This is a genomic window from Streptomyces sp. NPDC050121 (genome assembly GCF_044460385.1).
In the GTDB taxonomy this organism is placed as follows: domain Bacteria; phylum Actinomycetota; class Actinomycetes; order Streptomycetales; family Streptomycetaceae; genus Streptomyces; species Streptomyces soliscabiei.
In genome coordinates, this window is sequence record NZ_JBITJV010000084.1 from 1 (window position 1) to 13010 (window position 13010).

Sequence of the window (13010 nt, forward strand, 5' to 3'; positions counted from 1 at the left end):
ATCAGACGAAGGCCGCCCCCACGTCCGGCGAACCCCCAGGTGAGCGACTCAGTACGAGACACCGTTCGAGGCCGGAAGAAAAAGAACAAGCTCAGCAAATGCGGGATTACCAGGTCAGCGGACAGAACGTTCTCGACGGCTGGTTGAAACGTAGGACGGGACCGCCGTCTCGCAGAGCCGTCAGCCAGCTGGACCACATCCGGCCCGAGCGGTGGCTACCTGCCTGGAGTGAGGAACTCCAGTACGTGTTGTCCGTTCTGTGGCATCTGGTCGAGCTGCAGTCGGCTCAGAATGAGCTGCTCGACCGTGTTCTCATGTCACCGCTGGTCAGCGTCGCCGAGTTGCAGCGTCGGAACGTCCTGCCCGTCCCGGACAACGCCCAGCGTTCTGCTCCCGCACCACTGCAGACCGACCCTATCCCCGGGACCGAGGGGATCGAGGGGCGTGAGCCGCACGCCGTAAGGCCACTCACCGTAGAGAAGAGCTCTCCGGCCGACGCTCCCACGCTGCCACGGAGGAGTAGGAACCCCGGCGCCGCGCAGTCGTCCCGCAGAAAGCGACAAGATCCGTAGAGCTCTTGATGAAGGTGACGCGCCTGCCGTACCGAGGGCGGGTGCGTCCGGCCAGTCGTGACGCCCATTTGACGCTCTGGGCGCCCTCACGCTGCTCAGCGAGCCGAGAAAGCTGCTCTGACCTGGTCTTTTTTATGACTCACTCAGGCTGACACCTTTCCGATGACGCATCACGTGGAGTGCGTGGCGATCCTTGAGCCTGCTGAGAAGGGGCGCTGACCTGCTGTTTCTCCGAGTGTGCGTGATGGGCGTCACGTGCGTTAGAACGCCGGTCAGTGACGCGGCCAGCGGGATGCCGTGCGCTTCGGTGATCAGATGGTGCTTCGAGCCTGTTCGGGGACGGTCGACCGGGCTCGGTCCGGTTTTGGGCCGCCCTTCATGGCCCGCACATGGGAGCCGTCGATCACCGCCCTGGACCAGTCCAGCGCGCCGGCAGCGTGCAGTTCGGCCAGCAGTGATTCATGCAGACGCTGCCACACACCCGCGTCGTTCCAGTCCCGCAGGCGCCGCCAGCAGGTCATGCCGGAACCGAAGCCCAGCTCCTGGGGCAGGAACTCCCACGGAATCCCGGTGTAGAGCACGAACAGGATGCCCGACAGCACCTTGCGGTCATCCAGACGCCTGCGCCCCGGGTGATCGGCCCGGCGCGGCACGACCGGCAGCAACGGCTCGATCCGCGCCCACAACTCATCGGGCACGATCCATGGAAGCTGCTCACCCCTCCTCATGTGAAGGCTAACGCTCCATCAGGAACCAGCATTCCTAGGCGAGAAGCGCCATTCTGTTAGGAATTCTTAGGCGCGGTATCTTGACGCATGTTCGACGCATGTTCGACGCACGTGACGCACGTTTGACGCACGGACAGCGTGTTGTCTGATGGTTCGTCATGCGTGGTTAGGGGCTGCCGGCCGGCGCCCTCGACTGTGTGGCGGCGGGCACCTTGAAGTGGCTGGGGTATTGGCCGCCGAGCTGTTGGCTGCCCCTGCCCCATCCGCATCTCGGTAGTGACGTTCCGTGACACCAGGTGGAGTGGTGGTGAGCTCAGAGGGTCGAGACGCCCGACGGTGGCCGTTGCCCAGCTGATCCATGCTTCGGCGTCGGTTCTGGCCTGCCCCGGCGGCATGGCCTCGACGCGCGTGTGTGCGGCGCTCACGTACTCCGTGAGTCGGGTGGTGCGGCGCCAAGCCGCTTCCTGTGCTTCGAGGTGCCTGGCGCGGTACGCCTCCGCGTACTGGACGCGTGCCTCTTCCATGGCTGTTTCCCGGCGAATGCGCTTCTGGCGTGCAGCTTCAATCTCGTCGAGCCGTCGGCGTTCAGCGGCCTGGCCGCCGTTAACCTGCCCGCCGACGACGCTCAGGTCGCGCGTCTCGCCGTACGCATCGACAACACCGTCCGCGACAGCGTCGCCTGATACCGGCAGCACCGCTGCCTGCCACGCCTGACGCCTGCCGTCAAGGGGCCGGGCAGCGACCGGATCCCCAGCCGTCCGTACCCATCCTGCTTCGGCTGTGTCGACCACGCGTTCCGGGCGAGCTCGTCGCCGACCGCGTAGGGGTGGCCGGTCAGGAGGGGGCGGGAAGGGGGCGCCGGGCCACCTCGTGGGCGTCGTCCGGGGGCAGGCCCAGCATGCGCAGGACCATCTCGGCCAGGTTCACGGCCGCCTCGTCCCCGTCCAGGTCCGGGCGGGCGAACCGCAGCTCCACCAGGGACAGCAAAGTCCCGCCCAGCGCGGACACGGCGACCGTCGGGTCGACGATGGTGAAGCGGCCGGAGGCCGTGCCGACCTCGATGTCGCGGAGCGCACGCCGGGCCAGGCCGTTGTCCGAGTGGAGGTGACCGAGGCCGCGACGGCGCAGGACCTGCATCAGCTCCGGGTGTGAGTCGGCCATGCGGGCGCTGAGCCGGAAGCCTGCCGCGACGAGTTCCGCAGGGTCGTCGATCCCGGCCAGGCGCTCGTCGAAGTTTCTGCCGTACTCCTCAAGGGCGTCCATCACGGCCGCCTCGAACAGGTCGGCCTTGGACTCGAAGTGGTTGTAGAAGGAGCCGAAGCCGACATCGGCGCGCTCGGCGATCGCCTGGATGCTGATGCCGGCGTCCCCGCTCTCGGCGAGGATCCGCCGGGCGGCGTGAACGAGGGCGCGACGGGTCTCGGCGCGGCGCCGCTCGAACCGGTTGATGGACGGGGCTGGCGAAGGCATGGACACAGTCTAACCGTGGCGGCGATGACGACTGCAGTTCTGATGAATCCATCATTTCTTGCCCTGGGCCGCTTGACGAGGGAAGTGTCAAAGTTGATGATTTCCTCATTACGGCAATGTCGCTCGGAGGGCACCATGTCTGAGACCCGCGTCCACGGGGCCGATGCCAAGACGGCCCACCAGGACTTGCACAGTGAACAGGGAGCCCTGCGGGGCGAGCATCCCGGCCGCTCCCGGAATCCCGTGATCAAGGTCGCGGACCTGGCCTGGCTGGAGTTCGAGAAGCCTGACCTGGGGCGGGCCGAGGTCTTCGCCCGGGACTTCGGCTTCCAGATCGCCGCGCGCACCGAGAACGAGCTGTGGCTGCGCGGCACGTTCGCCGGCTCGCCGTGCATGGTGATCCGGCGCGGGCGTACGTCCCGCTTCATCGGCCCGGCGTTTCGTGCGGCGGAGCGTGTCGACCTGGACCGGCTCGCGCGGGCCGCCGGGTCCGACATACGGGACGCGGACGTGCCCGGCGGTGGCAAGGCGGTCGACCTGCTCGATCCGTCCGGCTTTCCGGTGCGGGTGGTGCACTGCGGCGAGCAGCTGCCGGCGCTGCCCGAACAGCGGCCGCTGCTGTTCAACTTCGGCACGGACCACCGTCGTACGAACGCCACGCAGCGCCCACCCCGCGAGCCTTCCCGCATCCAGCGACTGGGGCACGTGGTGCTGGAGACGCGGGTGTTCGGACAGTCCCTCGAGTGGTACCTGGACACGCTGGGGATGATCGTGTCCGACTTCCTGTTCCTGGACGGGCAGCGAGACCGCGGCCCGACCATGGCGTTCATCCGCTGCGACCTCGGCAGCGTGCCGGCCGACCATCACACGCTGGCCATGCACCTCGGGCCGGGGACCGGATACGTCCACTCCGCCTACCAGGTCACCGACCTGGACTCGATCGCCGTCGGCGGCGAATACCTCAAAGAGCGCGGATACCAGCGCAGTTGGGGCGTCGGCCGGCACATCCAGGGCAGCCAGCTCTTCGACTACTGGCGTGACCCCGACCGCTTCATGCTGGAGCACTTCGCCGACGGCGACCTGTTCTCCGGCGACGTCGAGCCCGGGTGGGCGCCCATGTCGACCAGCGGTCTCGCCCAGTGGGGCCCGCCCGCCACGCGTGACTTCCTCGGCGCGAGCCCCTCCCCGCAGCGGGTCCGCGACGTCATCCAGGCCCTGCGCGGCGACAACGAGATGGACCCGGCGCGCCTGCTGGGCCTGCTCAAAGCCGCCAAGTCCTGAACCCTCAACCCCCTCACGAAGGCACTTACATGAGCACCAACGTCCTGCGCACCGCCGACGGATGGTGGGTCGCCCTCCCCCAAGCTCTCGACTCCGCGCGAGCAGGAAAGACCCCATTCGACCGGGCCGTCCCTGTCGACACCGAGGCCACCACCACCGCCGAGCTGATCGCCGACCGTGACGCCGTACGTGATGCGGCACGCTCGACCGAGGCGGGCACGCCCGTCGCCGACCTGGCCGTCCTCTCGCCGGTCACCACACCCTGTCGAGTGGTCGCCCAGATGGTCAACTACCGTAGCCACGCACGCGATAGCGGCTTCACGGGCGACATCCCGCCCGCCTTCTTCCGCAAGGCGTCCGGCTCGGTCAGCGGACCCGGCGACACCGTCGTACGGCCCTCGCACGTGAAGTTCCTCGACTACGAGATCGAACTCGGGCTCGTCATGGGCGCATCCCTACCCATCGGCACCACCGTCGACGAGCGGGACCTGCCGTCGTACGTCGCCGGACTCGTCGTCACCAACGACGTCAGCGCACGCGACGTCCAGCTGACCAAGACGCAGTTCTACGAGAGCAAGTCCTACCCGACCTTCACACCGACCGGCCCGTACCTCGCCCTGCTGGAGCCGGAGGACTTCGCCCATCTCCTCGACCTCAGGCTGAAGCTGTCCGTCAACGGCGAGCTGCGACAGGATCGCACCCTCGCCGACATGATCGTCCGCCCGGCGCAGGCACTGACCCTGCTGGCCCGCTTCCAGACCCTTGACCCCGGCGACCTGCTGCTGACAGGCACGCCCGGCGGCACGGCCCTCAAGGCCCCGCCGAAGCCGGTCGAGAAGATCGGCGCGCTGCTGCCGCCCGCCGTGAAGTGGAAGGCGTTCTTCAAGTCCCAGGCCAAGAACCCGCACTACCTGCACGCGGGAGACGTGATCACAGCGACGATCACGACCCCGGACGGCCGGATCGACCTCGGCGAGCAGCGCACCCCCGTCACGGACGCGAAGTAGGGACCTCAGGTGAGCCGCACCGAACAGCAGGCACCCGTGGTGATCATCGGCGCGGGACCGGTGGGCGTGACCGCCGCCCTCCTCCTCGCCCGGCACGGAGTCCGCACCGTCGTCCTGGAACGCCACCGGGACGTCTACCCGCTCCCGCGCGCCGTCGCCACCGACGACGAGGTCCGCAGGATCCTCCAGGCCGCGGGCGTGGGGGAGGAGTTCGCCGCGATCGCCCGCCCGGCGAACGGACTGCGGCTACTGGACGCCCGGCACCGGGTGATGGCCGAGTTCCGCCGTACCGAGCACGGCCGTCACGGCTACCCGCAGACCAGCATGTTCGACCAGCCCGAACTGGAACGACTACTCCGCGACGCCCTCGCCCGGAACCCGCAGTGCGAACTGCGCAGCGGCGTGGAGGTCACCGGTGTCACCCCGGACACCGCCGGCCCCGTGCGCGTGACTTACCGCGACGACGACGGAGAGCGCGAACTGTGGGCCGAGGCGGTCCTCGGCTGCGACGGGGCGAACAGCCTCACCCGCGACGCCATCGGCGCCGTATGGGAGGACCTGGGCTTCGAGGAACGCTGGACCGTCGTCGACGTCCGCACGAATGCCGACGTCCGCTGCTGGGAAGGCGTCGACCAGGTCTGCGACCCGCACCAACCTGCGACCTTCATGCGCGTCAGCGAGGACCGCTACCGCTGGGAGTTCCGCCTCCGGGACGGCGACGAGCCAGTCCGCGAGCTGGTCGCCCCGTGGCTGCCACCCTCCCGCGACGGTGACTTCGAGATCGTCCGCGAGACCCAGTACACCTTCCGGGCGCGCATCGCCGACCGATGGCGCAGCGGACGGGTCTTCCTCCTCGGCGACGCCGCCCACCTCACCCCTCCGTTCATCGGACAGGGACTGTGCGCGGGACTGCGGGACGCCTACAACCTCACCTGGAAGCTCGCCCGCGTCCTGGGGCAGGGCGGCGACGAGCGGCTCCTGGACACGTACGAGAGTGAACGCAAGCCGCATGCCCGCCACGTCATACGGCTCGCGGTCGCGATGGGCTGGGCCATGACCGGCGGGCAGGACAGCGCCGCCGCGCTGCGTCGCAGACTGCTGGCCGCGGCCTGCCGTATCCCCGGCCTCACGGAGCTGGCCGGCCGCGACCTCAGCCCGCCCCTGACCGCCGGACCCCTCGTCCGACGCCGCAACCGCAGGGGCCTCGCGGGCACCCACTGCCCGCAACCGTGGATCACCACCGCCGGACGGCGCACCCGCCTCGACGAGCTGCTCGGCGACTCCTTCACCATCCTGACCGCCACCGAACCCGGGCCCTCGCTGAACGCCCTTGCCCACGCGCTCGGCGTTCCGGCGATCCCCGTGACCCCCCTCGGCGACGACGGTACGCTCGCCGCCTGGCTGCGCGGAGGCCGTGCGGAGGCCGTACTGCTGCGCCCCGACCGCGTCGTCGTGGACATCGTCCCGGCAGGCGGCCGCGACTTCACCGACACCGCCACCTGGGCATCCCTCCTGCACACCACGTGCAAGCCCCTCCCACTCCCACGGACCACCGAGAAGAGCCTGCTGAGGAGCGCCACACGATGACCAGGCCGGACCCTTTCACCTCACCCGACCCACAGGCCGTCGCGGACAGCCGCATCATGGACTTCGCCCGCCACACCGGAGGGGACGGCACCGACTATGCCGCCCTGCACCACTGGTCGGTCACCGACCTGGCAGGCTTCTGGGGCGCGGTGTGGGAGTACTTCGACATCGACGCGGACACACCGTACGAGCACGTACTGGCCGAGGAGCGGATGCCAGGCGCCCGCTGGTTCACCGGAGCCACCCTCAACTACACCCACCACGCTCTGCGCAACCTCGCCGCCGACGACGTGGCGATCATCGCCTTCGAGGAGACCGGCTCCGGATACGAGGTGACCGGCAGCCAGCTGCGCGCCCAGGTCGCCTCCGTCGCCGCCACCCTGCGCGAGCTGGGCGTCGGACGGGGCGACCGGGTCGTCGGCTACCTGCCCAACACCCCGCACGCGATCGTCGCGTTCCTGGCCGCCGCGAGCATCGGCGCCGTGTGGTCGGTCTGCGGGCAGGACTACGCGCCCCAGGCGGCCGCCGACCGCTTCGCCCAGCTCGAACCCACCGTCCTGATCGCCGCCGACGGCTACCTCTTCAACGGCACCACCCACGACCGCCGCGAGGCAGCCGGTGAACTGGCCGCGCACCTCCCGACGTTGAAGGGGACGCTGCTGGTGGACCACGTGGGCCTGCCGTGGCCGTCGCGAGCGTTCCCGTCGCTGGTGGTGCCGTGGAAGGACGCGTCCACTCGCGCCGAGGAACTCACGTGCACGCCGGTGCCGTTCGACCACCCTCTGTGGGTCGTGTTCTCCTCCGGCACCACCGGTCTGCCCAAGGGCATCGTCCACGGTCACGGCGGCGTCCTGCTGGAGCACCTGAAGACCCTCGGCCTGCACTCCGACCTCGGACCCGGCGACCGCCTGCTCTGGTACACCACGACCCACTGGATGATGTGGAACCTGGTCGCTTCCACCCTGCTGACCGGTGCCACGACCTGCACGTACGACGGCAGCCCCGCACCTTTCGCCCAGCTCGACGTCCTGTGGGAGCTCGCCGCACGCCACCGGGTGACCGTCTTCGGCACCAGCCCCCAGTACCTGCTGGGCATGGCCAAGTACGGCATCGACCCATCCAGGCACGACCTGTCGTCGATCCGCGTGATCGGCTGCACCGGCTCCGCCCTGCCGGCCTCCGCCTACCCCTGGGTCCGCGACCACGTCGGCGAACACGTCCTGCTCGCGTCCATCAGCGGCGGCACCGACGTGGTGTCCGGCTTCGCGGGCAGCGCGCCCAACACTCCCGTCTGGGCCGGGGAGTTGTCCGCACCTCATCTCGGCGTGGCGCTCGCCGCGTACGACGGCGAGGGCCTCCCGGTCGTGGATCAGGTGGGCGAGCTGGTCGTCACCCGTCCGATGCCGTCGATGCCGCTGTACTTCTGGAACGACCCCGACGGCGCCCGCTACCGCGACGCCTACTTCTCCGCCCACCCCGGCGTGTGGCGGCACGGTGACTGGATCACGGTCACCGGTCACGGCTCGGTGATCGTCCACGGCCGCTCCGACAGCACCCTGAACCGCAACGGCGTACGCCTGGGCAGCGCCGACATCCACGACGTCGTCGAACGCCTCCCCGAGATCACCGAAGCCCTCGTCATCGGAGCGGAGGAACCCGACGGCGGCTACTGGATGCCCCTGTTCGTGGTCCTCGCCGCCGGGGTGACCCTGGATGACGCCCTCCGAGAGAAGATCAAGGAAGCGATCCGTACCGGGGCCTCACCCCGCCACGTCCCCGACGAGATCATCGAGGTGTCGGGCATCCCGCACACCCGCACCGGCAAGAAACTCGAAGTCCCCGTCAAACGCCTCCTCCAAGGCGCCCCCGTCGAGCAGGTCGTCAACCCCGCAGCCGTGGACGCCCCGGACCTCATCGACCACTTCGCCCGCCTGAGCACCGAACGCCGGAGGCGGCCCGCGTGACCACCGCACAGGTCACCCTCGCCGTCGCGCTGTGCCTCGTCCTCCTCCCGCTGGGACTGGGGAAGATCGCCGCGGTGCCGTTCATGCGGCAGGCGGCAGCACACCTCGACATGTCACCGGGCCTCTACCGCGTCGTCGGCGCCCTGGAAGTGGCCGGAGCCGTCGGACTGCTGCTCGGACTGGCTTCCGCCCCGCTCGGGGTGGCCGCCGGCGGTGGCCGCCGGCATCGGGCTGGCGCTGCTGGTGACCGCGGCCGCGGTTGTCCACCTGCGCCACGGCGACCCGCCCGTGCGGGCCCTGCCCGCCGCGATGCTGTGTGTCGAAAGTGCGCACATAGCGCCCATGGCGCACGTAATGCACCTTGATCTTGCGTCCCTTTTGCGTTCCGCAGGCCTCTGGCCTGCGGTTTTCTTTAACCTGTTTTTGGCTCCACATGTTTGCGATGACGCATCATGTGGAGTGCGTTGCCATCCTTGAACCAGTCGCAAAGGGAGCCTGACCTGCGGGTTCGGGTGGTGTGTGTTATGTGCGCTGTGGGCGTTACGGGCGATATCTTGACGCTGAAATGACGCTCTCCGAGGTATCTTGACGCTCATTTGACGCTCGTCCTGATGGGGCGGCAGGCGACTTTTGGGGCAGCTCAAGCTCCCTTCAAGAGCCCGGGACCTGGGCGTCGGGGGAGTGGCGCTCGGCGTATGCCCTGCGTGACCGTGGGCTTTTGACGGTGGACAAGAGCGGTGGTGCTGCCCGTGCGGAGGTCACTGAGGCCGGCTGGTTCTATCTCCGCCATGGCAGCTGTCCCGACGACGCGGAGCCTGCCGACCACGGTGAGTCGTCGGTGCCCACAGAGTCCTCGACGTCGTACGTCGAGCGGCCCGTCGCCCGTGCCCGGCGAGCGAAGGCTCGCGAGTTGGTCGAATGACTCCTCTCCGAAGGACCCGTCCGGTTCACCCATGCCGATGATCAGGAGATCGCGGAATGGCGACGGGTCGTCAACTACGCGAAGCGGCATGGCATGGAGCCGGCGGGAAAGCGCATCGAGAAGGTGCCGTACGGCCGGCTCGGCCTGGAGTTCTTCCTCGCGGAGGGTCCGCATTCCGATGCGCGGAGTCAGGGACCGAAGAGGGGTGGGTCGGCGGTCCGGGTCCCACGCGGCTGGCGTGGCTTCATCCGGTTGTGGCTGCGCTCAAGGACGACGCGAGCAGTTGGTGATGCCGACTGCGCTTCGCCGCAGGTCGCTTCTGATGCTGCAGGGGCTGGCCGCCGAGGCGGCACGGCGCGGGTACGAGGTACGGAAGGTCGGGTCGTCCTACCGCCCGCGCGAGGGTGGGATGGACGTCGTTGTCGGCGGCTTCGCGTATCCGGTCACCATCAGGCAGGAGTTTCCCGAGTCCACGGATCCGGAGCGGTCCGCGAGTCTCGTCGTGGAGGTCGCCCATGGGCTGACCGGCAGGCCGGGCCGCTGGCGGGATCGCAAGAGCCGGACCCTTGAACAGTTTCTGGGACTGGTCCTCGGGGAGATCGAGGCGCGAGCCGTGGAGGACGCCCGACGCAGGGAGAGCGAGGGGCGCGTGAGAGGCGAGCGTGAGGTTCGCTGGCGTGCCGCCATGGAGGAAGCGAAGGAGCGGGCCGTCAGGGAGCGGTTCGCCGAGGTGCTGCGCGAGGAGGCCGGGAGCTGGCGCGAGGCCGCGGTGATCGGTGAGTACTGCGATGCCATGGAGCGTCGTCTTGCTGAGCTGCATGGAGGCCTGGACGAGCAAACCCTGGCATCAGTCCGGCGTTGGTTGGAGTGGGCACGCGAGTATGTGCGGGGCATCGATCCATTGCGGCATCCTCCGGGCATGCCGATTCCGCGTGATCCGACTCCCGGGGAACTGCAGCCGCATCTGAAGGGTTGGAGTCCGTGCCGGCCCGAGCGCCGTGCCCCGTGGCGCAGGAAGGCACGTGATGCTCCCGGTGAGCGGTGTCGCGGCGGACGATCTCGTATGGCCGCTCAGCCCTTCAAGTACAGGAGGCCCGCGCTCATGAACACCTCCCGCGTCCTCAAGCGCTCCGCTCTGGCCATGGCCGCCGCCGCTGGTGTCTTGGCGGTGGCGGTGACCGTCATTACCCAGGAGGCGACCCCGGCCACCCAGAATGTGAAGTCCTCTCGGCTCCTGGCCGCCGCCCTCATGCAAGCGGCTTCGCTGCCGTCCGCCTGCCAGGAAGCGATCTTCAAGGCCGGGGATCAGTTCGCCACCACCCGCTACGCCGTCCCGGACGAGTTCGGGAACGCCGCTGTCGCCGCTCTGGGCAGTCTGACCGAGACCGAGCGGGCCGAACTGACCAGGCCGCCTGTGCGGCGTGGAACAGCTGGGCCACCGCCAACAGCTCCGCCGTGACGGGTGAACTCGACAGCCGCTACCGCAACGCCGCCCTGCCGGTGTGCAACAAGTTCACCGTCGCCACTGAGGGAACGGTCAGAAAGTTCTCTCCGAACACCCCGGCGGCGGCCCGCGACTTGGAGAAGGTGGTCAAGAAGGTGTGGGCCGAGGCCATGACCAAGCTTTCCGCTACGGCCTCCGACGTCACCTGCCGCACCTCCTACAGCGCCGCCAAGACCGCCTGGTAGCCACCACGGTCCTGGCCCGGCATGCGGGTGGCGACACCATGCGGGGATGTCGGCCCGGATGTGAATCACGAACAAGTTCCCGCGTGGTGAGTCTTCTTCGAACTGCGTTGTGTGCCTGTTTCACCGTGTCGGGCGGTTTGGCGATAGGTCTGTGGATCTTGCCGTGTCCGTACCACCGCATTTGCGGATGATCTGGCGACTAGTGCTTACGGGATGGGTGGGGCGGCGCGGTGGAGGTAAGGGGGGTGCATCATGCCTACCGTCGGCGGGTGGTCCTGCGGGGGATCGACTTGGACCTCGGGGCTGGTGTGCTGGCCGGGATCGTCGGCGAGAACGGTGCCGGCAAGACCACTCTGTTGAAGATCCTCGCCGGTGAACTGCGGGCGGATCGTGGCGCGGTGCGTCACCGGGGGCGTTTCGGCTACTGCCCGCAGGATGTGGTCCTCAACGATGCCCTGACCGTCCGGCAGCACCTGGAGTTCTTCAAGACGGCCTTCGCGCTGGCCGACCTGTCTCATGCCGAGAAGGTCATGGAGGCTCTGCAGTTCTCCGAGTACGCCGATGTGCGTGCCGGGGTGCTCAGCGGCGGGACCCGGCAGAAGCTGAACCTCACGCTCGCGCTCATGCACGATCCGCAGGTTCTGCTGCTGGACGAGCCGTACCAGGGTTTCGACTGGGACACCTACCAGCGGTTCTGGGAACTGGCTGCCCAACTGCGCGACGCCGGCCGCTCTGTGCTGGTGGTCTCCCATCTGGCCTACGACACCGAACGCCTCGATGAGCTGTGGCGTCTGGAGGCGGGCGTGCTGCGCCTGGAGACGGCGGCAGCGGCATGAGGACACACCTGAACCTGTTCACCACGGCCACCCGGTACGACCTGATCGAGCACGCCCGCAACCGGTTCGCCATGCTGCTGGTCGTCTTCTTCATTCCCACCTGGGTCGGCCTGGTCTACCTCGCCATCCCCGACAGAGCGGCCTCGTTCCACTTGGCCTCCACCGGAGAGGGGCTGGCGCCTGCCGGTAACGAGCTGACGCAGATCACCGGTGCCCTCAACGCCGTCACCCTGGTCACGGGGTTCATGATGTTCGCCGCCACCTTCGCCGGCGGGCGCTTCGACCGGCGCCTGGCCATGGCCGGCTACCCCCGCACCCATCTCGTGATGGCCAAGGCCGCCTCTTTGGTCCTGGCCTCCGCACTGCTGGCCGCTTATGCCACCGCGGCCATGTGTATCGCCTGGACACCGAAACAGCCCTACCTGCTGGCCGCCGCGCTGTTCTGCGCCGCGCTGACCTACGGAGCCATGGGCGTGGTCTTCGGATCCCTCCTGCGTCGCGAGGTCGAGGGCATGTTCGCCCTGGTGATGACCAGCGTCATCGACATCGCCCTGCAGAACCCCATCGTCAGCGCCGGCGCCGACAACCCGCTGACACGCCTGCTGCCCACCTACGGCTCCGTCCAAGCCGCCACCGCGGCCGGCTTCTCCACCACACCCCTGCCCGCATACCTCGCTCTGCAGCTGCTGTGGTTCGCCGCAGCGGCGCTTCTGGGGCTCCTGGCCTTCCACCACGGCACCCGCAATGCCCTGCCCCGGCCAAGCCGTCACCACCAGTCCGTGACCGCACAACCACACAAGACCGAGCCGCTCGAAGCCCAGCGGACACGGGCTGCCGGCCAGAACTCCTCACCGGGCTCGGGCCTTCCCCCGTGAAGGTGGGCACGCGGTTATTGATCACGCGGCGAGCGTGAGTTTAGCGGTGTGGTGTCGGTGTTCGTATTCGTTGGGGCTG

General features: G+C 68.7%; 11 protein-coding genes and 1 pseudogene. 10 read left to right on the forward strand and 2 right to left on the reverse strand.

All coding sequences use genetic code 11. The features are described 5' to 3' along the window. Positions 1–839: 839 nt before the first annotated feature. Positions 840–1300, reverse strand: a pseudogene (locus ACIBTS_RS48655) (IS5 family transposase); the annotation flags it as partial. Positions 1301–1776: 476 nt separating this feature from the next. Between ACIBTS_RS48655 and ACIBTS_RS48660 the strand changes: the two are divergent. Continuing rightward, the gene (locus ACIBTS_RS48660) at positions 1777–1983 is read left to right on the forward strand and encodes a hypothetical protein (RefSeq protein ID WP_399328341.1); all 207 of its coding nucleotides are present in this window, start codon (positions 1777–1779) and stop codon (positions 1981–1983) included. A gap of 151 nt (positions 1984–2134) precedes the next feature. On the opposite strand, the gene ACIBTS_RS48665 is transcribed toward ACIBTS_RS48660, so the two are convergent. Continuing rightward, positions 2135–2770 (reverse strand): TetR/AcrR family transcriptional regulator, encoded by a 636-nt coding sequence (locus ACIBTS_RS48665; RefSeq protein WP_399328343.1) that lies wholly within the window; start codon positions 2768–2770, stop codon positions 2135–2137. Between the two features lie 135 nt (positions 2771–2905). On the opposite strand from ACIBTS_RS48665, the gene ACIBTS_RS48670 reads away from it, so the two are divergent. The 9 genes from ACIBTS_RS48670 to ACIBTS_RS48710 all read left to right on the forward strand — a co-directional run bounded on the left by ACIBTS_RS48670 (position 2906) and on the right by ACIBTS_RS48710 (position 12931). Further along, a complete protein-coding gene (locus ACIBTS_RS48670; RefSeq protein ID WP_399328345.1) occupies positions 2906–4051 on the forward strand; it encodes a 2,3-dihydroxybiphenyl 1,2-dioxygenase in 1146 nt (381 codons plus the stop codon). A 29-nt stretch (positions 4052–4080) separates the two neighbouring features. After that, positions 4081–5058 (forward strand): fumarylacetoacetate hydrolase family protein, encoded by a 978-nt coding sequence (locus tag ACIBTS_RS48675; RefSeq protein WP_399328347.1) that lies wholly within the window; start codon positions 4081–4083, stop codon positions 5056–5058. A 9-nt stretch (positions 5059–5067) separates the two neighbouring features. Next, positions 5068–6645, forward strand: a complete 1578-nt coding sequence (locus ACIBTS_RS48680; RefSeq protein ID WP_399328349.1) for a bifunctional 3-(3-hydroxy-phenyl)propionate/3-hydroxycinnamic acid hydroxylase — start codon at positions 5068–5070, stop codon at positions 6643–6645. Continuing rightward, entirely contained in the window at positions 6642–8609 is a 1968-nt protein-coding gene (locus tag ACIBTS_RS48685; RefSeq protein WP_399328351.1) for an acetoacetate--CoA ligase, read from the forward strand. Before ACIBTS_RS48680 ends, ACIBTS_RS48685 begins: the two co-directional genes overlap by 4 nt. 74 nt (positions 8610–8683) lie before the next feature. Beyond that, positions 8684–8974 (forward strand): DoxX family protein, encoded by a 291-nt coding sequence (locus tag ACIBTS_RS48690; protein WP_399328361.1) that lies wholly within the window; start codon positions 8684–8686, stop codon positions 8972–8974. 846 nt (positions 8975–9820) lie between these two features. Further along, positions 9821–10990: a hypothetical protein gene (locus ACIBTS_RS48695; RefSeq protein WP_399328354.1), complete on the forward strand. Its 1170-nt coding sequence runs from the start codon at positions 9821–9823 to the stop codon at positions 10988–10990. Beyond that, positions 10987–11220 (forward strand): hypothetical protein, encoded by a 234-nt coding sequence (locus ACIBTS_RS48700; protein ID WP_399328356.1) that lies wholly within the window; start codon positions 10987–10989, stop codon positions 11218–11220. The genes ACIBTS_RS48695 and ACIBTS_RS48700 overlap by 4 nt, the downstream gene beginning before the upstream one ends. Positions 11221–11450: 230 nt before the next feature. After that, entirely contained in the window at positions 11451–12056 is a 606-nt protein-coding gene (locus ACIBTS_RS48705; protein WP_399328358.1) for an ATP-binding cassette domain-containing protein, read from the forward strand. Then, positions 12053–12931 carry an ABC transporter permease gene (locus ACIBTS_RS48710; protein WP_399328359.1) on the forward strand — a complete coding sequence of 293 codons (879 nt, stop codon included), beginning with the start codon at positions 12053–12055 and terminating at the stop codon, positions 12929–12931. Before ACIBTS_RS48705 ends, ACIBTS_RS48710 begins: the two co-directional genes overlap by 4 nt. Positions 12932–13010: the final 79 nt, after the last annotated feature.

Bases quoted from the DNA above. Each gene is read 5' to 3' on its own strand.
- ACIBTS_RS48665 (WP_399328343.1), bottom strand. From the start codon at position 2,770: ATGCCTTCGCCAGCCCCGTCCATCAACCGGTTCGAGCGGCGCCGCGCC.
- ACIBTS_RS48670 (WP_399328345.1), top strand. From the start codon at position 2,906: ATGTCTGAGACCCGCGTCCACGGGGCCGATGCCAAGACGGCCCACCAG.
- ACIBTS_RS48675 (WP_399328347.1), top strand. From the start codon at position 4,081: ATGAGCACCAACGTCCTGCGCACCGCCGACGGATGGTGGGTCGCCCTC.
- ACIBTS_RS48685 (WP_399328351.1), top strand. From the start codon at position 6,642: ATGACCAGGCCGGACCCTTTCACCTCACCCGACCCACAGGCCGTCGCG.
- ACIBTS_RS48695 (WP_399328354.1), top strand. From the start codon at position 9,821: ATGCCGACTGCGCTTCGCCGCAGGTCGCTTCTGATGCTGCAGGGGCTG.
- ACIBTS_RS48710 (WP_399328359.1), top strand. From the start codon at position 12,053: ATGAGGACACACCTGAACCTGTTCACCACGGCCACCCGGTACGACCTG.